General features: G+C 66.0%; 24 protein-coding genes and 2 pseudogenes. 16 read left to right on the top strand and 10 right to left on the bottom strand.

Annotation, left to right across the window (positions count from 1 at the left end):
* The 8 genes and pseudogenes from RND78_RS26210 to RND78_RS26175 all read left to right on the top strand — a co-directional run.
* Positions 1-207, top strand: a pseudogene (locus tag RND78_RS26210) (methyl-accepting chemotaxis protein); the annotation flags it as partial.
* A gap of 6 nt (positions 208-213) precedes the next feature.
* Positions 214-732: a chemotaxis protein CheW gene (locus RND78_RS26205; protein ID WP_312732972.1), complete on the top strand. Its 519-nt coding sequence runs from the start codon at positions 214-216 to the stop codon at positions 730-732.
* A 67-nt stretch (positions 733-799) separates the two neighbouring features.
* Entirely contained in the window at positions 800-2452 is a 1653-nt protein-coding gene (locus RND78_RS26200) for a methyl-accepting chemotaxis protein (RefSeq protein WP_312732970.1), read from the top strand.
* Entirely contained in the window at positions 2452-2934 is a 483-nt protein-coding gene (locus RND78_RS26195) for a chemotaxis protein CheW (protein ID WP_312732968.1), read from the top strand. The genes RND78_RS26200 and RND78_RS26195 overlap by 1 nt, the downstream gene beginning before the upstream one ends.
* An 11-nt stretch (positions 2935-2945) precedes the next feature.
* The gene (locus RND78_RS26190; protein WP_312732966.1) at positions 2946-3749 is read left to right on the top strand and encodes a protein-glutamate O-methyltransferase CheR; all 804 of its coding nucleotides are present in this window, start codon (positions 2946-2948) and stop codon (positions 3747-3749) included.
* 4 nt (positions 3750-3753) lie between these two features.
* The gene (locus RND78_RS26185) at positions 3754-4263 is read left to right on the top strand and encodes a chemotaxis protein CheD (RefSeq protein ID WP_312732964.1); all 510 of its coding nucleotides are present in this window, start codon (positions 3754-3756) and stop codon (positions 4261-4263) included.
* Positions 4260-5330 carry a chemotaxis response regulator protein-glutamate methylesterase gene (locus RND78_RS26180; RefSeq protein WP_059227705.1) on the top strand — a complete coding sequence of 357 codons (1071 nt, stop codon included), beginning with the start codon at positions 4260-4262 and terminating at the stop codon, positions 5328-5330. Before RND78_RS26185 ends, RND78_RS26180 begins: the two co-directional genes overlap by 4 nt.
* 53 nt (positions 5331-5383) lie before the next feature.
* Complete coding sequence (locus tag RND78_RS26175; protein WP_312732961.1) at positions 5384-5959, top strand: DUF1349 domain-containing protein; 576 nt, start codon at positions 5384-5386, stop codon at positions 5957-5959.
* A gap of 160 nt (positions 5960-6119) precedes the next feature.
* On the opposite strand, the gene RND78_RS26170 is transcribed toward RND78_RS26175, so the two are convergent.
* The gene (locus RND78_RS26170) at positions 6120-6590 is read right to left on the bottom strand and encodes a MaoC family dehydratase (protein WP_312732959.1); all 471 of its coding nucleotides are present in this window, start codon (positions 6588-6590) and stop codon (positions 6120-6122) included.
* 259 nt (positions 6591-6849) lie between these two features.
* Here RND78_RS26170 and RND78_RS26165 point away from each other — a divergent pair, with 259 nt between their 5' ends.
* From RND78_RS26165 to RND78_RS26145, 4 genes and pseudogenes are all read left to right on the top strand, one after another.
* On the top strand, positions 6850-8529 hold the full coding sequence (locus RND78_RS26165) for a long-chain fatty acid--CoA ligase (protein ID WP_312732957.1): 1680 nt from the start codon (positions 6850-6852) through the stop codon (positions 8527-8529).
* 151 nt (positions 8530-8680) lie between these two features.
* A complete protein-coding gene (locus RND78_RS26160; protein ID WP_312732955.1) occupies positions 8681-9460 on the top strand; it encodes an SGNH/GDSL hydrolase family protein in 780 nt (259 codons plus the stop codon).
* A 142-nt stretch (positions 9461-9602) separates the two neighbouring features.
* On the top strand, positions 9603-13628 hold the full coding sequence (hrpA, locus tag RND78_RS26155; protein ID WP_312732953.1) for an ATP-dependent RNA helicase HrpA: 4026 nt from the start codon (positions 9603-9605) through the stop codon (positions 13626-13628).
* 58 nt (positions 13629-13686) lie between these two features.
* Positions 13687-14425: pseudogene (locus tag RND78_RS26145) on the top strand (Mut7-C RNAse domain-containing protein).
* Here the strand turns inward: RND78_RS26145 and RND78_RS26140 are convergent.
* Positions 14422-15255 carry a DUF1206 domain-containing protein gene (locus RND78_RS26140; RefSeq protein ID WP_312732951.1) on the bottom strand — a complete coding sequence of 278 codons (834 nt, stop codon included), beginning with the start codon at positions 15253-15255 and terminating at the stop codon, positions 14422-14424. The pseudogene RND78_RS26145 and the gene RND78_RS26140 sit on opposite strands and share 4 nt — an antisense overlap.
* 140 nt (positions 15256-15395) lie before the next feature.
* Between RND78_RS26140 and RND78_RS26135 the strand changes: the two genes are divergently transcribed.
* Positions 15396-15869 (top strand): GreA/GreB family elongation factor, encoded by a 474-nt coding sequence (locus tag RND78_RS26135; RefSeq protein ID WP_312732949.1) that lies wholly within the window; start codon positions 15396-15398, stop codon positions 15867-15869.
* A 159-nt stretch (positions 15870-16028) separates the two neighbouring features.
* On the opposite strand, the gene RND78_RS26130 is transcribed toward RND78_RS26135, so the two are convergent.
* From RND78_RS26130 to RND78_RS26095, 8 genes are all read right to left on the bottom strand, one after another.
* A complete protein-coding gene (locus tag RND78_RS26130) occupies positions 16029-16313 on the bottom strand; it encodes a hypothetical protein (protein ID WP_312732947.1) in 285 nt (94 codons plus the stop codon).
* A gap of 17 nt (positions 16314-16330) precedes the next feature.
* A complete protein-coding gene (locus tag RND78_RS26125; protein WP_312732945.1) occupies positions 16331-17356 on the bottom strand; it encodes a TerC family protein in 1026 nt (341 codons plus the stop codon).
* Positions 17357-17499: 143 nt separating this feature from the next.
* Complete coding sequence (locus RND78_RS26120) at positions 17500-17931, bottom strand: DUF4440 domain-containing protein (protein WP_312732943.1); 432 nt, start codon at positions 17929-17931, stop codon at positions 17500-17502.
* Between the two features lie 165 nt (positions 17932-18096).
* Positions 18097-18408, bottom strand: coding sequence for a DUF6482 family protein (locus tag RND78_RS26115; RefSeq protein WP_312732940.1), 312 nt, complete (start codon positions 18406-18408; stop codon positions 18097-18099).
* Positions 18409-18554: 146 nt separating this feature from the next.
* Positions 18555-19607 carry a lipocalin-like domain-containing protein gene (locus RND78_RS26110; RefSeq protein WP_312732938.1) on the bottom strand — a complete coding sequence of 351 codons (1053 nt, stop codon included), beginning with the start codon at positions 19605-19607 and terminating at the stop codon, positions 18555-18557.
* Entirely contained in the window at positions 19597-22056 is a 2460-nt protein-coding gene (locus RND78_RS26105) for an ABC transporter permease (protein WP_312732936.1), read from the bottom strand. The genes RND78_RS26110 and RND78_RS26105 overlap by 11 nt, the downstream gene beginning before the upstream one ends.
* A complete protein-coding gene (locus RND78_RS26100; RefSeq protein ID WP_312732934.1) occupies positions 22053-22727 on the bottom strand; it encodes an ABC transporter ATP-binding protein in 675 nt (224 codons plus the stop codon). Before RND78_RS26100 ends, RND78_RS26105 begins: the two co-directional genes overlap by 4 nt.
* 63 nt (positions 22728-22790) lie before the next feature.
* Positions 22791-23075 carry a hypothetical protein gene (locus RND78_RS26095; RefSeq protein WP_312732933.1) on the bottom strand — a complete coding sequence of 95 codons (285 nt, stop codon included), beginning with the start codon at positions 23073-23075 and terminating at the stop codon, positions 22791-22793.
* A 255-nt stretch (positions 23076-23330) separates the two neighbouring features.
* Between RND78_RS26095 and RND78_RS26090 the strand changes: the two genes are divergently transcribed.
* From RND78_RS26090 to RND78_RS26080, 3 genes are all read left to right on the top strand, one after another.
* Entirely contained in the window at positions 23331-24104 is a 774-nt protein-coding gene (locus RND78_RS26090; protein WP_059229987.1) for an FKBP-type peptidyl-prolyl cis-trans isomerase, read from the top strand.
* Positions 24105-24252: 148 nt separating this feature from the next.
* Positions 24253-24717: a DUF1232 domain-containing protein gene (locus RND78_RS26085; protein ID WP_312732931.1), complete on the top strand. Its 465-nt coding sequence runs from the start codon at positions 24253-24255 to the stop codon at positions 24715-24717.
* A gap of 6 nt (positions 24718-24723) precedes the next feature.
* Positions 24724-25095 (top strand): hypothetical protein, encoded by a 372-nt coding sequence (locus RND78_RS26080; protein WP_312732929.1) that lies wholly within the window; start codon positions 24724-24726, stop codon positions 25093-25095.
* Positions 25096-25687: the final 592 nt, after the last annotated feature.

Here is a 25687-nt window from a genome sequence, read left to right as displayed (position 1 = left end):
TTGGCAGCCACCGCCGAGGAAATGAGCAGCCAGGCCGAACAACTGCAACGCCTGATGGGCTTCTTCCATACCGGAGAGGGCCGTGCCGTCCAGGACCTCGAGCGCGCCATCGAACAGGTGCGTCCGGCCCGGGCCGCCCAGCCGGTGCGGCGTCCCAAGGTTGCCGCTGGCGCTACGCCGGACGGTTACGTCCGCTTCCCGGAGTAATAGAGCATGACCGCCTTGACCCTTGAAGACATCGCCCAGGATACCCTGGGGCACCAGCACCTGACCTTCGTGGTAGCCGGTGAAACCTACGCTGTGGACACCATGGTGGTACGCGAGATCCTCGAATTCGGCCAGTTGACCCAGGTGCCGCTGATGCCGCCGTGCATCCGCGGCGTGATCAACCTGCGTGGCGCCGTGGTGCCCGTCATCGACCTGGAGGCACGTTTCGGCGGGACGCCGACCCGGGTCGGTCCGCGGACCTGCATCGTCATCCTCGAGGTGGTCGATGCCGAAGACACCCAGGTGCTGGGCGTGGTGGTGGACGCGGTGAGCGAGGTATTGGAGATCGAGCCGGCGCAGATCCGGCCGGCGCCGGCCTTCGGCAGCCGCCTGGAACCCCACTTCATCGCTGGGATGGTCAAGCTGGGCGAGGGCTTCCTGATCGTGCTCGATGTACAGCGGGTATTGGATGTCACGGAGTTGGCGACTGTGGCCCAGGGCTTGACCCCTGGTCTCACCCCCTGAAATGACACTGGGCGCCCGCCGTGGTGCCTCTCGATTCAGTTGGTCCGGCGCCGGAGGCGCTTAACGTATGCTCAACAATCTTCGCGTTTCTACCAAGCTGGCCGTCGGTTTCGGCGTAGCCATCTTCATGCTGTTGCTGGTCATGGGCGTTGCGATCCTGAACATGAACACCATGAAGGATTCGGCCGACAACATGGCCGAATTTCGCTTCCCCATGACGGTCCAGGCCAATACCCTGGTGCGCAACACCCTGGATGCTGGCCGTCTCATCCGTAACCTGCTGCTGGTGGAAGACGAGCAGTTCAAGGTCAAGACGGTGGGCGACATCGCCAAGCTGCGCGCAGCCAACGCCGACATCCTGGCCGATCTGCAAAAGAAGATCGCCAGCGATGAAGGCAAGCAGAAGTTGGCCGCGGTCACCGATGCACGCGAGCGTCTACAGGGCAAATATGCCGAGCTCTTCCGCCTGCTGGACGTCGATCGCGGTGCCGCGCGGGACTACCTGCTGAACGTGTTCGCGCCCAACAACAGCGAGTTGGTGACTGCACTCAATGCGCTGAACGACCTCCAGGCCCAGCGCATGGACGAGGCGGGCGATGCCGCCACCGCCGCCTACCTGTCCGCCCGCAACATGATGATCGTCATTGGCGCCGTCGCCGTGCTCGTCTCCATCCTGCTCGGCTACCTGATCACCCGTAGCCTGATCCGCCAGCTCGGCGGTGAGCCGGCCTACGCCGCTGAGGTGGTGCAGCGCGTCGCCAAGGGCGACCTGACCGTCGAGGTGCTGACTCGCGAAGGCGACACCACCAGCATGCTGGCCTCGGTCCGCACCATGACCACTACCCTGGCGCAGATCATCAGCGACGTACGCAGCTCGGCCGACGGCCTGGCCAGCGCTTCCGAGGAAGTCTCCGCCACCGCCCAAAGCATGAGCCAGGCCAGTACCGAGCAGGCGGCGTCGGTCGAGGAGACCAGCGCCAGCATCGAGCAGATGTCGGCCTCCATCGCCCAGAACACCGAGAACGCCAAGGTCACCGATGGCATGGCCGGCAAGGCCGCGCGCGAGGCGGTCGAGGGTGGTCAGTCGGTGCGGGACACCCTGGTGGCCATGAAGACCATTGCCGACAAGATCGGCATCGTCGACGACATCGCCTACCAGACCAACCTGCTGGCGCTGAACGCGGCCATCGAAGCGGCCCGCGCCGGCGAGCACGGCAAGGGCTTCGCGGTGGTGGCTGCCGAGGTGCGCAAGCTGGCCGAGCGCAGCCAGGTGGCGGCCCAGGAGATCGGCACCGTGGCCAAGAGCAGCGTGGCCCTGGCCGAGCGCGCCGGATCCCTGCTCGACGAGATGGTCCCCTCCATCAACAAGACCTCCGACCTGGTCCAGGAAATCACCGCGGCCTCCGAAGAGCAGACCGCCGGGGTGGAACAGATCAACAGCGCCATGATGCAGCTGAGCCAGATCACCCAACAGAACGCCTCGGCTTCCGAAGAGCTGGCGGCCACCTCCGAGGAGATGAGCGGCCAGGCCGAGCAGCTGCAGCAGCTGATGGAATACTTCACCCTGAGCGACGCGGCAGCGACCAGCTCGGTCGCACCCCGTCAGACCCTCAAGAAAGCCGCGCTGGCGGCGGTCGAGCGTACCTTGCCCCGCCCGCGCAAGGCGTCGCGCGGTGCCGCCGCACCGGACGGCTTCGTCCGCTTCGAGGAGCATGCCTGATGACCACTCTTGAGCTGTCCCGGCAATTCCTGACCTTCCAGCTGGCTGGCGATCTCTATGGCGTACCCACCGGTTGCGTCCGGGAGATCATCGAGTACGGCGCCGTCACGGCGGTGCCCATGCTGCCGCCGGCGATGCGCGGCGTCATCAACCTGCGCGGCGCCGCCGTCCCGGTGGTGGACCTTGGCATGCGCTTCCACCAGCGATTGACCGAGACCTCCCGTCGCAGCTGTATCGTGGTCCTGGAAATCCAGGTCGGCGAGCGCTCCCAGGTGTTCGGTATCGTGGTCGACGCCGTGTGCGAGGTGCTCGAACTGGCCGCCGAGGCCGTTGAGCCGGCGCCCCGCTTCGGCGCCACGATCCGTACCGACTTCATCCTGGGCATGGCCAAGCAGGATGCGGGCTTCATCATCCTGCTCGACATGGATCGTGTCCTGGGTGAAGACGACCTCGCCCGGCTCGCCGACATGTCCGCCGCCTGAGCGAGGACGAGATGGATCTTCCCGCCCTCAGTGACAGCGAATTCCGGCAATTCCGCAGCTTCATCTTCAAGGTCGCCGGCATCAGCATGTCCGATGCCAAGCGCCCGCTGGTGAGCGGTCGTCTCGCCAAGCGGGTGCGCCAGCGGGGCACGCCGAGCTACGACGCCTACTTCCAACTGATCCAGCGCGATCAGGCGGAATGCCAGATGGCCGTGGACCTGCTGACTACCAACGAGACCTACTTCTTTCGCGAACCCAAGCACTTCGACTTCCTGCGTGAGAAGGTGCTGCCGAACTGGGACCGCCGGCAACCGCTGCGGCTCTGGAGCGGTGCCTGTTCCTCGGGCGAGGAGCCCTATACCCTGGCCATGACCCTGGCCGAAGGACTGGGCGAGCGGCCCTGGGAAATTCTCGCGTCCGACCTCAGCACCCGGGTGCTGGCCACGGCACGCAAGGGGCAGTATCCGCTGACGGAAGCCGAAGGCATTCCACCGGCGCTGCTCCGTCGCCATTGCTTCAAGGGCGTTGGGGAAAACGAAGGGACCTTCCTGGTGGACCCGCGCCTTGCCTCGCGAATTTCCTTCCGGCAGATCAACCTCAACAACTCGCTACCTGAGCTGGGCACCTTCGACATCATCTTCCTGCGCAACGTCATGATCTATTTCGACATCCCCACCAAGCGCCAGGTGGTGGAGCGGCTGGTACGGACGCTGCGACCCGGGGGATACTTCTTCGTCAGCCATTCGGAAAGTCTGAATGGCGTAACCGATGCCTTGAAAATGGTCAGTCCTTCCATCTACCAGCGACCGGTCTGAGGCGATGTCGAGCCCGCCGGAGCTGTTCATCCGCCCTGGCGAATGGTATTTCGGCCAGGGTGACAGGCTGGTGCGTACTATCCTGGGCTCCTGCGTGTCCTTCGTGTTCTGGCATCCGGGGCGTCGCCTGGGTGGCATGACCCATTCGCTGCTACCCTCTCGCCAACGCCCCGTACCGGGCGTGGCGCCCGACGGTCACTACGTCGACGAGTCGCTGGACCTGATACTGGCCGCCATCGCCCGTCATGGCGGTGATCTGCAGGGGTATCAGGTGCACCTTTACGGCGGTGGCAACATGTTTCCGCAGATCCTGCGCGGGCGAGTCAAGAACATCGGTGACCTCAACGTCGACGCCGCGCTGGCCCAGCTCGCCCGCCTGGGCCTGCGCTCCGTCCGTACGCACGTCAGGGGTGACGGTCATCGCAAACTGTCCCTCAGCCTCGTCGATGGCCGGGTACTCATACAACAGGTGGAGGTGACCTACACTCCGCCGCTCACGAGAATCACTCCATGAACAAGATCAAGGTCCTCATCGTCGACGACTCCGCGGTGGTGCGTCAGGTGCTCGCCCAGAGTCTCGCCGAGGACCCTGCCATCGAGGTCATAGGTGTCGCCGCCGATCCGGTGTTCGCCCAGGACAAGATGCGCAAGCAGTGGCCCGACGTCCTGGTGCTGGACGTGGAGATGCCGCGCATGGACGGCATCACCTTCCTCAAGAAGATCATGGCCGAGCGCCCCACGCCGGTGGTGATCTGCTCCACCCTCACCGAAAAGGGCGCCGCCACTACCCTGCAGGCCATGGCGGCCGGCGCGGTGAGCATCGTCACCAAGCCCCAGGCCAACCTCAAGCAGTTCCTCAAGGATGCCTCGGACGATCTGGTCAGCGCGGTGAAGGCCGCCGCGCGGGCCAACCTCAAGCGACTCGCACCACGCGCCGCACCGGTGGCGCCGCCGCCCAAGCTCAGTGCCGACGCCATCCTGCCGGCTGCCGGCGCCGTGGCCATGGCGCGGACCACCGAACGCATCGTCGCCCTGGGTACCTCCACCGGCGGTACCCAGGCGCTGGAAGCGGTGCTCACCACCCTGCCGCGGGTCTGCCCTGGCATCGTGGTGGTCCAGCACATGCCCGAGCGCTTCACCGCTGCCTTCGCCGAGCGTCTGGACCGTCTCTGTGAGCTGGAGGTCCGGGAAGCCCGCCATGGCGATCGGGTGCTGCCCGGACGGGTACTCATCGCCCCGGGTGGTCGCCACATGCTGCTCAAGCGCAGCGGTGCCCAGTACCTGGTGGACGTCATCGACGGCCCGCCGGTGAGCCGGCACCGGCCTTCGGTGGACGTGCTGTTCCGCTCGGTGGCCCGGGCTGCCGGCAGCAACGCCCTGGGCATCATCATGACCGGCATGGGCGACGACGGCGCCCGGGGACTCAAGGAACTGCGCGAGGCTGGCGGTCGCACCCTCGGCCAGGACGAGGACAGCTGCGTGGTCTACGGCATGCCCAAGGAAGCCATGAAGCTCGGCGCAGTGGAACAGGAAATCGGTCTGGGACAGATAGCGGCGGCCATTCTCAAAGCCGGGTACTAGACGAACTTGCGGGGCCCGCGACACTCCAAGCGCCAGCACGGAAGGAGAGCCCCATGTTCGACATCTGCCACTGGACCAACGAGCCGGAGACCTGGCTGGCCGAAGCCGACCGGCTGAGAGTCATCACCGATCGGCACAGTGACTTCTGGCGCCATACCCATGACGGCGCCGAGCGTCACAGCGGGCATTTCTTCGGCGCGCGGGTCACCAGCGGCTTCACCGCCCAGGTGCGGGTGGTGGCGCGCTGCAAGAACCAGGGCGACCACGCCGGTCTCATGGTCCATCTCGACGGACAGCACTGGTTGCGCGCCGGTATCGGCTACTTCGATGAGACCCCGCAACTGCTGAGCGTCCTGACCCTGGGCCGTTCCGATCTCGCCCTGGGCCTGCCGCTGGGCGAGCGCGAAGACCTCTGGCTGCGCATCACCCTGACCCAGGGCACCCTGCGGGTACAGGCCTCCCTGGACGGTCAGCGCTGGCCGCTGCTGCGCCTGGCGAGCCTGCCGGCGGCCGCCGAGTATCGCGTGGGTCCGGTATGCGGCACGCCCGAGCGCGGGGGCATGGAGGTGGCCTTCAGCGACTTCAGCCTGCAGCCCCCGCTGCAACGAGGACTGGCCGATCTGAGCTGAGGCGGGGAGGGTGTTGCTCAGAAGCTATTCATGATCGGCGGCGCGTCGGCCAACCTGCGTTGAAAGTACCTTCAAAATGCTCATTTACCACTCGTAAACTGCGCTTTTTCAGGCACTTTCGCCTTGTTTGCCTCTAGCTCGCGAGATCGCGAACAGCTTCTTAGCCGACGGTGACGGGGGGCAGCTCGACCTGCTGTACCTGCACGGTCTTGCGCGGGGCGACCACCTTGGCGACGCCGTCCACCACCTTGTCGCCGTGCTGGTTGAAGACCCGGGTGGCCAGGTTCACGCGAAACTTCGGCAGCTTCTCCAGCACCTCGATTTCCACCGTGAGGGTATCGCCCAGCTTCACCGGCTTCTCGAAGGTCATGGTCTGGTCGACATAGAGGGTACCCGGACCGGGCAGGTTGCAGGCCACCGCCGCGCTGATCAGGGCACCGCTGAGCATGCCGTGGGCGATGGGCTCGCGGAACAGCGTCTTGGCGGCGAATTCGGCGTCCAGGTGCAGCGGATTGCGATCGCCGGAGAGGGCCGCGAACAGCAGCACATCGCGCTGTTCGATGGTACGGGTGACCGTCACCTTCTGGCCGATCTCGAGGGCTTCATAAGGAATGTTTTCGGTCAGGCTCATGACGCTCTCCGGCAGCAGTGGCGAAGCGGCGAACGCCGCGAAGCGGGGCATTCTACCCATGCCTGGGCGGCGAGGCTAATCATCGCCGCGAAAAGCCCGGGACAGTATGACCGAAAGAGACTTATCGGTCATTGTGTGACGGCAAGGGCGGATATTGATGCTGTTGCGGCCTGGGCAAAACTGCTAGGCTCGCAGTGCCGGATCAGCGCTGACCTGGCACTCTCCCACGAACAATAACCAAAGAGCAGGAGCGGGCTGCATGATGCCGAATTTCTGGAGTGACAAGTATCCCGAGGGCATCCAGACAGACATAGACCCCAGGCGTTATCGCAACGTCCTGGCGGTATTTCGCGAGGCCTGCCAGAACTACGCCGACCGACCGGCCTTCAGCAACCTGGGCCGCACTCTGAGCTACCGCGAACTCTATGAGCTGTCCGGTCAGTTCGCCGCCTATCTGCAGAAGCATACCGATCTGCAGCCGGGTGACCGCATCGCCGTGCAGATGCCCAACGTGCTGCAGTATCCGGTGGTGGTCTTCGGTGCCATGCGTGCCGGCCTGGTGGTGGTCAACACCAATCCGCTGTACACCGCCCGCGAGATGCAGCATCAGTTCAAGGATTCCGGGGCGCGTGCGCTGGTCTGTCTGGCCAACATGGCCCACCTGGCCGAACAGGTGTTGCCGCAGACCGATATCCGGCACGTCATCGTCACCGAGGTCGGGGATCTGCTACCGACCTTCAAGCGGCTGCTGGTCAATGCCGTGGTGCGTCACGTCAAGAAGATGGTGCCGCCTTACCGTATCCCCCATGCGATACGCTTCGTCGATGCCATGACCAAGGGCGAGCACGTCGAGTTCGTCGATGCTGATCCGGCGAGCGAGGACGTCGCCGTCCTGCAATACACCGGGGGTACCACCGGCATTGCCAAGGGCGCCATGCTCACCCACCGTAACCTGGTCGCCAACATGCTGCAGTGCCAGGTGCTGATGACCAAGTACCTGGGCGAGGGCGCTCAGGTGATGATCGCGCCCCTGCCGCTCTATCACATCTATGCCTTCACCATTCACTGCATGGCGATGCTGATCCTCGGCCACCACAACGTCCTGATCACCAATCCACGCGACCTGCCGGCCATGGTCAAGGAACTCAAGCAGTGGCGCTTCAACGGCTTCGTCGGCCTCAATACCCTGTTCGCCGCGCTATGCAACAACGAGGAGTTCCGCCAGTTGGACTTCTCCGGCCTCAAGGTCACCTTTTCCGGTGGCATGCCGCTGCAGCAGGCGGTGGCGCAACGTTGGCAGGAGGTCACCGGCTGCGGCATCTGCGAAGGCTACGGGATGACCGAGACCAGTCCGGTGGTGAGCTTCAATCCCCTGGAGCGCCTCCGCCTGGGCACCATCGGCGTCCCGGTGCCGGGTACCGATTGCAAGGTGGTGGACGCCGATGGCGTGGCGCTGGGCTTCGATACACCGGGCGAGCTGTGCGTCAAGGGTCCCCAGGTGATGAAGGGCTACTGGCAGCGCCCCGAGGCCACCGCCGAGGTGCTGGATGCCGAGGGCTGGCTGCGTACCGGCGACATCGCGGTGATCGAGCCGGACGGCTACCTGCGCATCGTCGACCGCAAGAAGGACATGATTCTGGTGTCCGGCTTCAACGTCTATCCCAACGAGCTGGAAGAGGTGCTCTCGCAACTGCCCGGCGTGTTGCAGTGCGCCGCCATCGGCATCCCCGACGAGGTGGCGGGGGAGAAGATCAAGGTGTTCGTGGTGCCCAAGCCCGGTGCTTCCCTGACCACCGAGCAGGTGCTCAAGCACATGCACGACCATGTCACCGGCTACAAGCGGCCCAAGCTGGTGGAATTCCGCGACAGCCTGCCGACCACCAACGTCGGCAAGATCCTGCGCCGGGAATTGCGTGACGCCGAGCTCAAGAAGGCGTAACCGCGTTACCCTCAAGCCGCCGCAGCGCTACCTCTCGTCGACTGGTAGCGCTGCGCCGACGCAGCGAGCATGGTTTTCGCAAGAGGTTCGGGTATAAACCGCAGGCGGCACTTTGCCGTCATCTATCCGACCTCTTCCTTGAGGACTCACCATGCGAATTCGCGTCCGCCAGGCCGTACTGGGCCTTCTGCTGCTAGGTTCCACCGTGCTCGGTCAGGCACGGGCCGGCGAGCCCATCCGCGTCCTGTTCGTAGGTAACAGCTATACCTTCGTCAACGATCTGCCGGCGATGGTCCGTCAAATGTCCGTCGATGCAGGTCAGCCGCGCCCGCTGGACGTCAAGCACGTGACCTTTGGTGGTGCCAGCCTCGAGGAACACTGGAAACGCCATGATGTTCAGGACGAACTGGCCAGGGCCAACTACGACTACGTGGTGATCCAGGATCACAGCATGATGCCGGTGAAGAATCCCGACCTCACCCGCCAGTATGTCCGCCTGATCGCTGATCTCGCCCGCAAGGACGGTGCCCAGCCCATTCTCTACCTGACCTGGGCGCGGCAGAACAACTCGACCATGCAGGCCCAGTTGGACAGCGTCTATACCCCCCTGGCCAAGGAGACCGGTGCGCTGCTGGCTCCGGTAGGGCAGGCCTGGCAGAAGGCCTTGGCAGACCAGCCGCAACCCGGCCTGTTCCTGCCCGACGGCAGCCATCCGTCCTTTACCGGTACCTACCTGGCCGCCTCGGTGTTCTATGCGCTGATCTACGGTAGTCGTCCGCCGCTGCCCGCTGCCGCCGAGAACATCAAGTTCGATCATGCCGATCCGGCCGATCTGCAGCAGGATGCCTGGAAGGCTCTGCAGTCCCTCGACATGGCGCTGCGCACGCCGCCGGCGGCGCTGAATATGGCTAACGCCCAGGCCAAGCGCTAATTCTGCGTAAACGCTGCGCGACGCCTGTCGCGCAGTGGTGCTCCACTGGACTGTTTTCCGCCTGCCGTTCTTGTAAAGCCCCGCCGCACCCCCCAACTCTTTTACACTTACCGGTCCAAGCGACCGCCGTCGAAAGAGTTTCATGACCGATACCCCCTCCGTTGCCCGTCTCGCCGCCAATCTGGATCAGGCCTTCAACGCCGATCGCCATCGCCTGAGACGCCAGCTCCAGGCCCTGCAGAAACAGCCCGATCCCGCCCGCGAAGCCCAGTGGCTGGAGCGTTTCCAGGCGTCCTGCGCCAAGGTCGAGGCGCGGCGTGCCAGCGTGCCGGGCATCCGCTACGACGATGCCTTGCCCATCGCCGCCAAGCGTGAGGAGATCAAGCGCGCCATCGCCGGCCATCAGGTGGTGGTGATCGCGGGTGAGACCGGTTCGGGCAAGACCACCCAGTTGCCCAAGATCTGTCTGGAATTGGGCAGGGGAGTGCATGGGCTGATCGGTCACACCCAGCCCCGCCGGCTGGCGGCGCGCAGTGTGGCCGCCCGGGTGGCGGAGGAGCTCGCCTCGCCCCTGGGCGAAATGGTGGGCTACCAGGTGCGCTTCGAAGACCAGAGCACCGACGCCAGCCTGATCAAACTGATGACCGACGGCATCCTGCTGGCCGAGACCCAGCACGATCGCTTCCTCGAACGCTACGACACCCTCATCGTCGACGAGGCCCACGAGCGTAGCCTCAACATCGACTTCCTGCTGGGCTTCCTCAAGACCCTGCTGCCGCGACGCCCCGATCTCAAGCTGATCATCACCTCGGCTACCATCGACCTGGAGCGCTTCTCCCGGCATTTCGACGGCGCCCCCATCGTCGAGGTGTCCGGGCGGACCTATCCGGTGGAAACCTGGTACCGCCCCCTGAGCGCCGAGGTGGACGAAGACGGTGAGCGGCTGGTGGACGACCTCTCCGTGGACCAGGGCATTCTCCAGGCGCTGGACGAGATCGAGGCCCACGAACGCAGCGTCGGCCAGCGCCCGGGTGATGTGCTGGTGTTCCTCCCCGGTGAGCGCGAGATCCGCGACTGCGCCGAGGTGCTGCGCAAGGCCCAGCTCAGGTTCACCGAGGTGTTGCCCCTCTACGCGCGGCTGACCCCGGCCGAGCAGCAGAAGATCTTCCAGCCGCGTCCCGGCCGCAAGATCGTGCTCGCCACCAACGTCGCCGAGACCTCGCTCACCGTTCCGGGCATCCGCTACGTGATCGACAGTGGCACCGCGCGCATCAGTCGCTACAGCTACCGCGCCAAGGTCCAGCGCCTACCCATCGAGGCCATCTCCCAGGCCAGTGCCAACCAGCGCAAGGGCCGCTGCGGTCGGGTCGAACCGGGGATCTGCATCCGCCTCTACAGCGAAGAGGACTTCCTCGGTCGCCCGACCTTCACCGACCCGGAGATCCTGCGCACCAACCTGGCGGCGGTCATCCTGCAGATGCTGCATCTGCGCCTGGGCCGCATCGAAGACTTCCCCTTCATCGAGCCGCCGGATGGCAAGGCGATCAAGGATGGCTTCACCCTGTTGCAGGAGCTCTCGGCGGTAGACGTCGAGGGCCGCCTGCTGCCGCTCGGTCGACAACTGGCGCGGCTGCCCATCGATCCGCGGCTGGGCCGCATGCTGCTGGAGGCGGCGGAGCAGGGCAGTCTCAACGAGGTGCTGATCGTTACCAGCGCCCTGTCGGTGCAGGACCCACGGGAGCGCCCGGCGGATCGCCAGACCCAGGCCGATCAGGCTCACGCCCAGTGGAAGGACGTGGATTCGGACTTCGCCGCCCTGGTCAATCTCTGGCACGGCTTCGAAGAACAGCGCCAGGCGTTGGGTTCCAATGCCCTGCGCAGCTGGTGCCGCAAGCATTTCCTCAACTACCTGCGACTGCGTGAATGGCGCGATGCCCATCGCCAGCTCAATCTGCTCTGCCGCGAACTGGGGCTCAAGGCGCACAAGGCCGAGCCTTCGTCGCCGGCACCGGCTCAGGCCGCCGACCAACCGCTGCTGACCACCGACAAGCACGTCAACGCCAAGGCCCAGCAACAGGCCGAGGCCAGCGAGGCGGCGGTCCGGGCGCGCAGCTATGCGGCGCTGCACAAGGCCATCCTGGCCGGTCTGCTCAGCCAGATCGGCCAGAAGAGCGAAGACGGCGATTATCTCGGCGCCCGTCAGCGGCGTTTCTGGATCCATCCCAGCAGCGTCATCGGCCGCAAGAAGCCCACCTGGATCATGGCTGCCGAACTGGTGGAGACCACCAAGCTGTTCGCCCGCATGGTGGCCAAGATCGAGCCGGACTGGATCGAGCCGGTGGCCGGGCACCTGGTCAAGAAGACCCATCTGGAGCCCCATTGGGAGAAGAGGCGTGGCCAGGTGGTGGCCTTCGAACAGATCAGCCTCTATGGCCTGATCGTGGTCGGGCGCCGTCCGGTGCATTTTGGCCCCATAGATCCGCCCGCCGCCCGCGAGCTGTTCATCCGCGAGGGCCTGGTGCGCGGCGAGATCAACAGCCGCGCCAAGTGCCTGGCCGCCAACCGGGCTTTGCTGGAGCGGCTCGACGAGCTGGAAGCCAAGGCCCGTCGGCGCGACATCCTCGCCGACGAGGAGACGCTGTTCGACTACTACGCCGCGCGCCTGCCGGCGGACGTCTACCAGACCGCCACCTTCGACAGCTGGTACCGCCGCGAGAGCGCCAAGCAGCCGGATCTGCTGATCATGCGGGAGGAAGACGTCCTGGCTCGCGAAGCCAGCGAGGTCACCGCCGCCCAGTACCCGGACACCCTGCGCCTGGGCGAGCTGACCCTGCCGCTATCCTACGAATTCGATCCGACCCATCCGCGCGATGGCGTCACCCTGCGGGTACCGGCGCCGCTGTTGCCGCAGTTGCCCCCGCAGCGCCTGGACTGGCTGGTACCGGGCCTGCTCTATGACCGCTGCGTGGCCCTGGTGCGCAACCTGCCCAAGGCGCTGCGCAAGAACTTCGTGCCGGTGCCGGATTTCGTCCGCGCCGCCTTGGACAAGATCGCCTTCGGCGAAGGCTCGCTGCACGAGGCCCTCGGGCGCGAGCTGCAACGCATGACCGGTACGCGCATTCCGGAAGAGGCCTGGCCGGAAGCCGAGGCCGGACTCGACCCCCATCTGCGCATGAACCTGGAAGTGGTCGATGCCCAGGGCAAACCCCTGGGCGAGGGCCGCGACCTGGCCGAGGTGACGGCGCGCTTCGCCCAGGAAAGCCAGGCGGCCCTGGCCTTGCCGGTGCAGAAACGCCAGGAGCAGCGTCCGGTGGAGGCCAAGGCCTTTGCCGAGGTAGCCGCCAAGACCCAGCAGCAGGTGGCCGGGCTGTCGATGACGGTCTATCCGGCGCTGGTGGACGAGCAGGGCACGGTCCGCGAAGGCCGCTTCTCCACCCAGGCCGAAGCGGCCTACCAGCATCGTCGGGCCCTGCAGCGGCTGCTCTTGCAGCAACTGGCGGAACAGGCCAAGTTCCTGCGCGGCAAGTTGCCCGGACTGACCGAGTTGGGCCTGCTGCACCGCGAACTGGGCCGCCCGGAAGCCCTGGTGGAAGACATCCTGCTGGCCAGCCTGGACGCGGCCATCCTCGTCGACGAACCCGAGCTGCCCCGCGATGGCGCCGGCCTGGCTTCGCTGGCCGAGCGGCGCAAGGGTGGCTGGACCGAACAGGCCGAGCGCCTGGCGCGGCTGACCCTGGAGATCCTCAAGCTCTGGCACGGCCTGCAGAAGAAATTCAAGGGGCGCATCGACCTGGCCCAGGCGGTGGCCTTGAACGACATCAAGGCGCAGCTGGGCAATCTGGTCTATCCCGGTTTCGTCCGGGATACCCCGTTGGAATGGCTCAAGGAATATCCGCGCTACCTCAAGGCCATCGAGCAGCGCTTCGACAAGCTCGGTGGCCAGGTGCAGCGCGATCGCGTCTGGAGCGGCGAGCTGGCCGGTCTCTGGGAGCAATACCGTGCGCGTGCCGCCAAGCATGGCCAGGAGGGCAAGCGCGACGCCAACCTGGAGCTCTATCGCTGGATGCTGGAAGAGTACCGGGTGTCCCTCTGGGCGCAGCAGCTGGGCACGCGGATGCCGGTGTCGGACAAGCGGCTGAACAAGCAGTGGAGCCAGGTGGAGGCCTGACGCGGGTCATCCATCGGACGCGACGCCTGGCCGGGCCGGGCGCTGGCATAGTGAGGGCATGACCCAGGCCCGTTTCCGCTTCCATGGCACGCTCGAACGTTTCCTGGCCCCGGCCCACCGGGGACGGGCGACCTGGGTCGAGTGCGCCGCGGTGGCGAGCGCCAAGCATCAGATCGAGGCCCTCGGCGTACCCCATACCGAGGTCGGCTTGCTGCTGGTCAACGGCGAACCCGCCGAGTTGACACGGCGGCTGGGCGAGGGTGACGAGGTGGTCGTTCATCCTGCCTCGGCGTTCGGCGTTCGGCGGCGCCGGGGTGTCCGGTACTATCCGCAACCAGCTGCCAGGGCGGCCGCGCTTCGTCGCCGATGCCCATCTGGGGGCCCTGGCGCGGCGGTTGCGCATGGCGGGTTTCGACACCCTCTACGACAACGCCTATGCCGATCCCGCCCTGGCCGATCTCGCCCGGCACGAAGAGCGCGTCCTGCTCACTCGGGATCGCGAATTGCTCAAGCGCCGGCAGGTAATCTACGGCTGCTACGTGCATGCCTTGCGGCCCGAGGCGCAGTTGCGTGAACTCTACGAACGCCTGGGCCTGCGTACCTGGGCAGCGCCCTTCTCTCGCTGCCTGGCCTGCAATTCGCTCTTGCAGGCCGTGACCCTGGAGGAGGTCGCCGAGCGACTTCCGCCGCGGGTGCGGGAGCGTCACTTGCGTTTCCTGAGTTGTCCGCAGTGCGACAAAGTCTTCTGGGAAGGCAGCCACTGGCGCGCCATGCGCGAGCGGCTGGCCCTGGTCTAGCGCGGCAACACCTGGCGCAGCGACCCACCCATGTCCGGCAGATCCATGTCGATGCGTCGCCAATAGCCTTCGGCGAAGCTGTAGAGGGCGAAGGCGATCAGCCCGAGGCCCATGACCGACAGGACCAGGCCGCCGAAGGGGAGGTTCTGCAGGCCATTCAGGGCATCCTTCATGCCCGGCGGATGGAGCGCCTGGTAGCGCGAGCCGCTGACGACCAGCAGGATGGCGATCTCGACGAAGGCCACGCCGCGGGCGATCAGGCCGAAGCGGCCGATGGGACGGATCAGGCGCAGTTGTTCGGGACTGGCTTCGAGATAGCGCTCGAAGCTGGCTTTCCAGCCCTTCACGAAGTGCGCCAGGCCTACGCCCAATGGGATCAGCGCAGCGACGTACACCAGCAGATTGGAATAGCGCCAGCTGAGCAGCATCTGTAGGAAGTCGTTGGTCTCGCCACCTGAGCCACCGCCCTGGCGCAGACCACTGACCAGCAGACCCAGCGCGAAGAAGGCGAGGGCGCCATAGGTGAGGCCACCGACCAGCAGTCCGGCGCGGATCACCAGCCCCTTGGGCTTGCGTCCATGGCCATCCACGTCACGGAGTGCCTGGAGGACGCGCCAGGCGGCGAAGGCGGCCAGGCCGACCACCACCAGGCCGACCAGGAAATGCCCGAAGGGCTGGGCGAGCAGTGCCTCCAGGCTGTCGTGGCTGTCCGCTGGCTGGCCGGAGCCGCGGGCGGCCAGCAAGGCCAGCACGCCGATGATCAGATAGACGAGGCCACGGGCGGCATAGCCGCCGCGGGCCAGCAGGGTAAGTCCGGTACGGGTGCGCATCTGTTCGATCCTGTTACATCTCGCCTCTTACTGACCGACGGCTCGAACGTGGGTTCTGGCGAGCGGACAGGCGCACCAGGGCGCTGGCGGAGCTCGGCCTTAGGCCTTAGGCTCGCACCCTTTACCCTGGCGACCGGTTCATGGACAAGGCACGACTGCTCACCCTCATTCTTCAAGCGCTGGAAGCCGACCGCGAGGTGATCAGCCAACAGCTGGCGGCCAGCCACGAGGCGGCCACCCATAGCGAGAGCAAGGCCGAGAACAAGTACGACACCCGTGGGCTGGAGGCGGCCTATCTCGCCGATGGCCAGCGGCGGCGGCTGCACGAGATCGAACTGGCGCTAGCCGCCTACCGCGCCCTGACGCCCACGGCCATGACCGATGGCATCCGCGTCGGGGCTCTGATCGAGTTGGCTACGGCAACGGGCAGCCGCTGGCTGTTCTTGGGGCCGGATGCGGCAGGTCTCAAGGTACGGCTGGATGAGCAGGAGGTGCTGGTGATCTCGCCCCGGGCGCCCCTGGGCCAGGCATTGCTCGGTCGGGAGGAGGGTGATGAGCTGGAAGTGACGGTGGCGGGCAAGGTACACCGGCAGGAGATCGTGACGGTGCTTTGAGGACCGTCGCGGCAATGGGATTTTTGTCGCGCTATTGACGCCTAATCGCGGCCATGGGCCGCTCCTACAGTTGAGGTCAAGTGTAGGAGCGGCCCATGGCCGCGATTAGGCAATTGGTCTGTCGATTATCTTTGCCATGAGAGCAACCGCATCACCTCTTCATGTCTCCACCCCCTCCACCGATCTGGTAGCCCTGGGCGACGAAGCCTCTTCCTTCTCCTTGGGCCTGTGCTGGTCCAGCCAGGCGCGCGTCTGGTTCTGGGCCTCGTCGACCTTCTTGTTGAGTTCGTCGAGGGTCCCGCCCAGGGTTTCCCGAGCCTGTTCCCGGGCAGCCTGCTCCACCTTGGTGGCGAAGCTGTCGGCGGCCTTCTCGGCGCTGTCGCAGCCGCCGAGGCCGAGCAGCAGGAGGATACTGGCGAGACCGAGGAAGGCTTTAGCGGTCATGGTCGTCTGCTCCTAGGTCAGGAAGGTTTGTTCAGCGAGTCGCGTGCTGGATGACCGGCGGAAGCCTGCTTGGCTTCGCCACGGGTCTTGTACAGCGAGACCAGAACGCCGCCGGCCAGCAGGCCGAGGGTGACGCTCAGGGAGATCGCCGGCGGGATCTTGCCGATGATGCCCACCAGGAAGATCTTGCAGCCGATGAACACCAGCACCAGGGCCAGGGCGTACTTGAGGTAGGCGAAGCGATGGATCATCGCCGCCAGGGCGAAGTACAGGGCACGCAGGCCGAGGATGGCGAAGACGTTCGAGGTGTAGACGATGAAGGGGTCCTGGGTGATGGCGAAGATGGCCGGCACGCTGTCCACCGCGAACACCAGGTCGGCGCACTCGATCACGATCAGCGCGAGGAACATGGGCGTCGCCCAGAGCACCGTCTTGCCACTGGCATCGGGCTTGCGCACGAAGAAGTGCTCTCCGTACATCTCATCGGTCACGCGCAGTTTCTTGCGCAGGAACTTGATGAAGACGTTGTCGTCGAGATTGGGCTCCTCGTCCACCTTGGCGAACAGCATCTTGACCCCGGTGATCACCAGGAAGGCACCGAAGATATAGAGGATCCAGTCGAACTGATGGATCAAGGCCGCGCCGAGGCCGATCATGATGGCGCGCAGCACGATCACCCCGAGGATGCCCCAGAACAGCACCCGGTGCTGGTATTCACGGGGGATGGCGAAGAAGCCGAAGATCACCGCCATGAGGAAGACGTTGTCCATGGACAGCGACTTCTCGATGAGGAAGCCGGTGACGTAGTCGAGGCTGGCATCGGCGCCCTTGAGCTGCCAGACGAAGAGGGCGAACAGCAGGCCCGCGGTGATGTAGCCGGCGGAGAGCAGCAGGCTCTCCTTCACCTCGATGGGCTTGTTCTCCTTGTGGAGTACGCCTAGGTCGAAAGCCAGCAGGGCGATGACGACGGCGAAGAAGGTGAGCCACATCCAGGTGGCGGTGCCGAGGAAGTCGGCGAAGAAGAATGCATGCAGGGCGTTCATGAGCCCCTCCTTAGTCAAGTTTCAAGACTATGACTCGACATGGCGGCACATACCGTCAGAGGGGCCCGGGTCACCGAGACAGGATTTCGAACTCACGCACATTCGGCAAGGGTTGCAGTTTTACAAAATGCAACCGCTCTAGGTCAGGCCTCTCGGGAGGAGTGGTGGCCGGTGATCAGCCAGCGTCCGTCAATCTGCTCGAAGGTGAAGAGAAAGCGGGCTGGGACGCTCACGGCGCTGTCGCCGTCGCGGTAATGGAACACGTAGAGGCCGCCGACCACCACGGTGCTCAGCTTGTGGCTCACGCGTTTCTTGAAGATCTGGATATCGCAGACCAGTCCCTCATTGGCGAGGAAGTTGCGGAAGTATTCACGCCGGCTGTCCTGGCAATCCCGGACTTCGTTGGACAGGGTCGGCACCAGGATGGCGTCGGGCGCATAGAGTGCAAGGATGGCTTCCACATCGCGGGTGGCGACGGTCGCGGCCCAGGTGTGCAAGGCGGCCTTGGCACCGGCGAGACAGGCGATTTCCTCGTTGGAGCGAGCGGGTGCGTAGCCGGGCGTGGCGGCGGACATGGCGTTATCCTCAGGTGACAATGAATTTGTTATAATATAACAAATTTCCCTGTGCAGATGCCTTGCCCGGGCAGAGCGCGAGAGGACGCCGCCGTTCAGAGAAGTCCGGGGTCCGGGTGCAGAATGGAGAGGTGTCGCCGTCGGCCGCCGGCGACGGCGAGCGGATCAGCGATTCTCGATCTTCGAGCGCAGCGGGATCTCTTCGCGCGACTCGGTCTGGCTCACCGGCTGGCCGACCATCTCTTCATAGACCGCCGGCTGGGCGATGAACAGGCGTACCTCCTTGACGTCATCGAGGATGCGCCGCGCCTCTTCCACCGAGGCAACGTGCAGGGTGGCACCCTTGTCGTCGGCGACCGGTACCGAGGTGCCTTCCACCAGTGCATGGATGACGTAGGAGCCTCCTTCCATGGACACCAGGTTGACTTCCTTGACCGCACCGGCCTTGACCTGCTGATTCAGCTCTTTGACATTCATCGAGACACCTCGGTTATCACGCTGACGAGCCCTGCGCGGCGGCAGGGGAGAGATAGGGATTCGAGGCGGGAGCGGGGTTGGGAGTTCCGGTCTGGGTCGTCGTGCTGACGTGAGCTTTATCGCGTCCAATCGATTCGATTGCGCCGCTAGTAACCGGTCATCTCCAGATAGCCCACCCCCTTGGCGCTGCCGTCGACGCTGACTGGCCCTTCCCAATAGGGCGTGCCCAGGGCCATCCAGGCATCCGGATTGAGGGCAGCGATGCGCAGCGCGATGCCTTGGCCAGGCAGGGTGATGGACCATCGCACCGGTACCTCGCGTCCGGCCACCTTGTGCGTGGCCAGCGGCGCGAGATGGATAGCGCCGGGGGGCAGCGGCTGGTTGTGGCCATCGGCGGCGATGAGATTGCCGAACAGATAGTGCTGGCCGTCGGCCTGGCGCAGGCGGTAGAGCATCAGCTGACGACCGTCGTCCAGGTGCAGGGAAAACCAGTCCCAGCCGAGCTGGTCGGCGGCGAGGTGCTGGCTGCTCCATTCCCGATCCAGCCAGGCCAGGCCCTTGACCGGGACACGGCGTCCCTCGATCTCCAATTCGCCCTTGGCCTGGAAGAAGGGCTGACTGTAGTAGTAGGACGCCTGGCCGCTGGCGGATTTGCGGCTCAGGCCGCCTTCGCCCTGCAGCACCAGCGGGCCGTGGGCGGTGAGGTCCAGGCGATAGGCGAAGCCAGGGCCGCGGGCCGCGACCTGGGCCTGGCCGCTGAGGTCGCCGGTCAGGCGCCAGTCATCGATCCAGGCGGAGAAGGGCGCGGCTATCACTCCCGCCTGGCCGCTGCCGCCGCGGCCCTGGGTCTGGGCGGAGAACTGCCGGGTCTCGCTGGTGAGGCCGGCGTGCCCCAGCCAGAGGTTGCCATTGCTCCAGCCGGGCTGGTCGGCGCCTGGGCGCAGCGCGTTGCGGAACAGTGTCCATTGCACGCCGTAGCGATGGCCCTGGGCATCGCTGAGGTTGGCGGTGACATACCACCACTCGATGCGAAAATCCGGATGGGCACCGTGGTCGGCGGGAAAGCTGAAGACCTTGCCCGGCACCACCGGGGCGAAGTGCTCGCCGCCCTGGCCAAGGCCGGCGAAGCCTTCGGCGGGGGGCTGCTCATCGCAACCGGCGAGCAGCAGGAAGACGAGCAGCAGCGCCCTAGCGTTCATTGCCGAGTTCTCGCAGTAGATCCAGGGGTTGGCTGCGCTGCAGGCGCAGCAGCGGCCAGGCGGTGGCCAGTAGGGTCGCCAGCAGGGCGATGCCGGACAGCGCTAGCAGTTGTCCGGGAAACACCTGCAGCGGCAGGCGCCAGCCGAAGGCCTGGACGTTCACTATGGCTACCAGGCACCAGGCGAGCAGGATGCCCAAGGGGATCGCGAGCGACAGGGTCAGCAAGGCAAGGCCGAGCAATTGGCCCAGGCTCAGCAGGATCAAGCGGGGGCGTTCGATCCCCAGCGCCCACAGCGGGGCGAGCTGGCCGAGCCGGCGCTGTGCCTGGCCAAGCAAGGCGATGAATAACGCCAGGCCGGCCACCGCCAGGGTCAGGGCGTTGAGCGCGGCAGTGGCGCTGAAGGTGCGCTCGAAGACCTGATCGGCGTAGTGACGCAACTGGCCCTGGTCGATGGAGCGGCTGGCATCCAGGGCGAAGCGCTGCTGCAGCTCGCTGCGCAGGGCGTCCACCTGCTCCGGCGCCATGCGGACCACGATGCGGACCAGGCTGGCGTCCGGCCAGAGTGCCCGTAGCCGCTCCTGCGGCAGCAGCAGGTGACCGTGGGGATTGCCGTAGTCGGCGTAGGTGGCGAGGATGGGGGCGGACCAACGGCCCTGGTTCCCCACCAATTCGAGTGTCTGCCCCCCGGCTACCTTCAGTCGCCGCGCCAGCTGTTCGCTGAGCATCACGCCGTCGCCGGCGAAGAAGGCTGTCCAGGTGGTCGCAGACCCATCCAGCAGCGGCCAGTGCTGGCGATAGAGGGCATCGTCCACCACGCCGCTGAAGGTAGTGGGCTGGCCTTGCAGCGCCGTCTCGACTTCGTGGACCGGCAGCACCGCGCGGACGCCGGGTTGTCCAGGCAGCCAGGCGAGCAGGCTGGCCGCCTGGCGGTCATCTTGCGGGCGCAGATAGAGTTCGGCGGCCAGGCGCTGGTCGAGCCAGTCGTCGAAGGTCCGGCGAAAGCCCTCGGTCATGCTGCCGGCGCCGACATTGGCGGCCAGGGCGAGGAGCAGGGCCATCAGCGCCTGGGACAGTCCTGGCAACTGCTGGCGGGCATCGGCGAGGAACCAGCGCAGCAGGGGCCGGCGCGCCCGGCCGAGCAGGAGATCGAGCAGGGCGCTGAGCAAGGGGGGCAACGCCAGCGCCGCAGCCAGCAACAGGCAGCCCAGCAGGGCCAGTCCGCTGCCCAGGCTGTCGCCGCCCAGCAACAGGCCGAGTGCGACCAAGGCTGCCAGCACGGCGGCCAGGGCCTGGCGTCTGAGCCAACGGCCATGAGCTGCACGCCAGGCCTCGCCCTGGGCCAGGGCCAGCAGGGGCAGCCGCGCCGCACGCCAGAGACCGTCGGCCCCGGCCAGCAGGGCGCCGCCCAGGCTGAGGCCGAGTCCGGCGAGCCACCAGGCCGGGCTCAGGGTCAGGGTGCCGGCGACCTCCGCGCCATAGAGGCCACGCAGGCTGGCGGCCACGTCTGGCAACAACAGCGCGGCCAGGCCGTAGCCGCTGACCACGCCAAGTCCACCGGCTACCAGGGCGATGAGACTCAGCTCCAGGGCCAGCGCCAGTACCAGGGTCGCGGCCGAAAGCCCGCAGGCGCGCAAGGTACGCAGCAGCGGACGGCGTTGTTCCAGGGCCAGGCCGATCGCCGCCTGGACGATGAACAGACCCACGGCGAAAGCCAGCAGGCCGAGTGCCAGGAGATTGAGGTGGAAGCTGTCGGTCAGGCGGTCGAGTTCGCTGCCTTGGTCGCTCTCGACCCGCTGCAGGGACGGGCCTGCCAGCGGCGGCAGGTCGCGCTGGAAAGTCTTGGGCAGGATCAGGCGGGACAGCAGTTCCGGCGCCGCCAGCAGTCGCTGGGCCTGGCCGATATCCATGACCAGGGTGCCGGGAGCCAGGCCGGTACGGCTGCGCAGCGGCGGCAGAGGCGATCCATCCGTGCGGTGTAGCACGGCACCATCCCGGAGTTGCCATTCACGCAGGGTTTCCGGGGCGATCCAGGTGGTGCCCTGGGGGCTGAGAAACTCCAGCAGGGCCTCGGGCGAAGTCCTGGCTGCGACGCCCCGATCGGCAGGCAGGCTGACCGGTTCCAGACCGACCAGGGGCACCGGCCGCTCGCGTTCGGCGAGGGCGAGACGTCCCTGCAGGACGGGCGACACCGGCCAGCCCTGCCGGCGCAGTTCGACGAACAGCGCCTGGGGGAAGCGACCGCCATCGTGGGCTTCCAGGCTGGCCTGATCGGCGCCGAACAGGGCGCTGGCCTGGGCATAGCTCTGCCGCGCCTGGGCATTGAGGGCCAATACGCCGATCAGCAAGGCAGTGGCCAGCCACAATCCGGCGATCAGCCCGGCCAGTTGCAGGGGGTGCCGCCGCCAGTGGCTGGCCAGGCCGTGCAGGCTCCAGTAGAGCAGCCTCATGAGCCGCGCTCGTCAGCCAGGACCAGCCTGCCCCGCGCCAGGTGCAGCGTTCGATCCAAGTGGCCGGCGATGCGGGCGCTGTGGGTCACCATCAATAGGCTGCTGCCGGTCTCGGCGACCAGCTCCAGCAGTAGCGCCAGGGCTTGGTCGCCGCTGCCTTCGTCGAGATTGCCGGTGGGCTCGTCGGCCAGCAGCAGGGGCGGGCGCGAGGCCAGGGCGCGCCCGAGGGCCACCCGCTGCTGCTGGCCACCCGAGAGTTGCTCCGGATAGCGATCCAACAGCGCGGCAAGGCCCAGGCGCTCGGCCAGGGTCTGCTGCCAGCGCGGATCGTGGCGTTGGGCAAGACGGGCCTGGAAGGCGAGGTTGTCGGCCACCGATAGGCTGGCGATGAGGTTGAACTGCTGGAAGATCAGCCCGATGCCCTCGCGCCGCCAGCGCGCCAGGGCCCGTTCATCGAGCGCTGACAGCGTCTGCCCGGCCGTCTCGATGCGCCCGCGATCAGGCCGGTCGAGTCCGGCGACCAGATGCAGCAGGGTACTCTTGCCGCTGCCGGACTCGCCCATCAGGGCCAGGCTCTCGCCCTGGCCGAGATGCAGATCCACGCCGCGCAGGACCGGTAGCGGGCCTTGGGGGGTTGGATAGCTCTTGTGCAGATCGGTGATGGTCAGCATCGCGCCTCCCGCGCCGGTCGCCGTCTGCAATCGACCGGGCCTTGGCGGCGACGTTCAGCGTGGCTAGCGGCGCTTGGTCTTACCGGCCTTGTCGTCTTCCTCACGCTGCAGGCGTTCGCACTTGCGCACCATTGTCAGGTAATAGATGGCGCTACCCACGAACAGGATGATGGGCAGCGCCATGGACATCTGCAGCAGGCTGCCGGGGAAGGCGGCCGGTACCCAGTGGTGGTAGAGCAGGATGCCGATGGCCAGCAGCACCGAGTACAGCAGACCGTAGCCGCCGGCCTTGCGTGATTCGCGGGCGAGTTCCAGGGGCGGGCGATTCAGATCATTGGGCTCGAACATGAACGTCTCTAGCAAGCGCGGAGGAAGGCGCCAGTTTAACCCCTGGGAAGGCGCCAGTCGTGCCCTTGCGGCTGGCGGTCGCAGCCTGGTGGAATCGATGCCTGCACCTCGTTCACGCAACGTTCAGGCAGACATAAGCTTGAAATCTTATCCTTTGCAGCCATTTAGAGGCCTGGCGATGGCAAGCGAGCAGGTCTCCTTGTAAGCTCGATCAGTTATTTGAACGCGCACGATGCGCACGGATAAGGAATCAACATGAAACAGTATCGGTTGGCAGCAGCGGTGGCCCTGGTGGGTCTGGTTCTGAGCGGCTGCGACTCCAAGCCCAAGGTCGAGCTGGAAAGCCCGGCCCAGAAGGCGTCCTACGGTATCGGCCTGAACATGGGCAAGAGCCTTGCCCAGGAAGGTATCGATGACCTGGATCCCAAGGCCGTTGCCCTGGGCATCGAAGACGCCGTCGGCAAGAAGGACCAGAAGCTGACCGATCAGCAGCTGACCGAAGCCTTCGCCGCGCTGCAGAAGCGCGCCGAAGAGAAGATGGCCAAGGTCAGTGAAGACAACGCCAAGGCCGGCAAGAAATTCCTTGAAGAGAACGGCAAGAAGCCTGGCGTGATCACCACCGCCTCCGGCCTGCAGTACGAAGTGGTCAAGAAGGCCGACGGCCCGCAGCCCAAGCCCACCGACGTGGTCACCGTGCACTACGAGGGCAAGCTGGTCGACGGTACCGTGTTCGACAGCTCCATCAAGCGTGGCACCCCGATCGATCTGCCGGTCAACGGCGTGATCCCGGGTTGGGTCGAGGCGCTGCAGCTGATGCACGTCGGCGAGAAGATCAAGCTGTACATCCCCTCCGAACTGGCCTACGGCGCCCAGAGCCCGAGCCCGGCGATCCCGGCCAACTCGGTGTTGGTGTTCGACCTGGAGCTGCTGGGCATCAAGGACGCCGCCGCCGCGGACGCCGAGGATGCACCGGCCGCTCCGGCCGCCGATGCCCCGGCTGCTGCCGAGAAGGCACCGGCCAAGAAATAAGCCGGTTCGCGCTCACCAACGCCCTGCCTAGCAGGGCGTTTTGCATTGGGCCCAGGAAACCCTGCAGGCCCTTTGCGATCAGATTCCTTGCGTACCGGCCCCGCGCCAGGGAAGTCCGCTTGAATCCTGTTCAACGCTCGAGGTGCCCATGAAGCCACCGAAGAATTTTGATCGCTACCTGGGACTCGCCCAGCGCCTGCTGATTCGCGGCCGCCTGCCCGCGCTGCTGCTGGGTGTGGCGCGCAAGACCAGCAAGCGGGGTCTCAAGCTGGGCGAGGCCCGGGAGACCCTGGGTCTGTTCCACCAGCTGTTGCTGGCCTGGTGGCGTGGCCAGTATCGCGGCGTGAGTCGCAAGACGCTGCTGACCGTGGCCGGCGGCCTGGTCTATTTCCTCCTGCCCATCGATCTCATCCCCGACTGGGTACCCATGTTCGGCCTGCTCGACGACCTGGCCGTGCTGGCCTGGGTCGGCAAGGCGTGCAGTGATGAACTCGATGCCTTCCGCGCCTGGCGTGACAACAGATCCGCCACCCAGCAGGCCGCCCTGGCGGCGCTGCCTGACAAACACGAGCGTCCTGCATCGGGCGTCGCCCTCGACCAATTGCGGGATTGAGCGCTCTTGACCCTACGTATCAGCCGCCTGCACTGGCTGGCCCTGTTGGACGAACTGGAAAGCGCCCGCCGCAGCCGTAGCCTGCTGACCTACCGCTCGGTGATCGAGCGGGTGGGGCTACCGCAGCCGGCCATGGTGACCCTGACCGCCGCCCTGGAATACCTGGCCGCGCTCGACCGCCGCGAAGGGCGGCCGCTGCGTAGTGCCCTGGTGGTCAGCCAGAGCGGCAGCCGCCTGCCGCGGGAGGGCTTCTTCGATTGCGCGTTGCGCCTGGGGGCGTTGGCAGGCGCGCCGCAAGCCGCCGATGCGGTCAGTTGGCACGCTGCGGAAGTGACTCGGGTATTCGAGCACCAGTACCCGGATCACCGAGAGGTCTGAGTGTCAGAGCCTGTTCGAGGGTTCGTGAATTAGCGTCGGACAGGGCCTCGGTAGCTCTGCGAAAACACTGGCGGAAGCGGATCGAAGTCGCACTCGACGCAGGCTTGGGTGAGACGGCGCAGGTTAGATGAGCCGTGCAAGGAAGTCGCCCAGGCGGGGCTACCATGTACTGCCCGTCACTAAAGCCCTGATCGCCGTCCACACTGAGCTTCCAACCAGCTGGGTGAGCACAAGAACCGGCGTTTTCCTTGATTGATTGGTATCAGGCTACTGTCGGGCGTTTGCCTAGGTCACCACTTGGACCTCTGTTGCTGCTGCTTCAAATCGCGGCCATGGCGTCCGCCGATGCGGCCGCTCCTACAGGGTACCTGCGTGGTAGAGGCAACTTTCTTATCGAGAGCCACCGAAGAGGAACATCCGCTCGAAGCGCTCCCTCTTCCTCTGGGAGAGGGCTGGGATGAGGGAACCCCTCGTGGCGAACTCCATGTGGAAAAAGCTGTGCCGTTTTCCACACTACTGTCTGACGGCACAGCCTCATCCACCGGGCAACCTATCGCGGCCATGGGCCGCTCCTACGAGGTTCGACTGGGCT

This window comes from Pseudomonas oryzihabitans, assembly GCF_032027545.1.
GTDB classification, from domain to species: Bacteria; Pseudomonadota; Gammaproteobacteria; order Pseudomonadales; family Pseudomonadaceae; genus Chryseomonas; species Chryseomonas oryzihabitans_F.
This window is presented reverse-complemented; position numbering and strand designations above follow the sequence as displayed.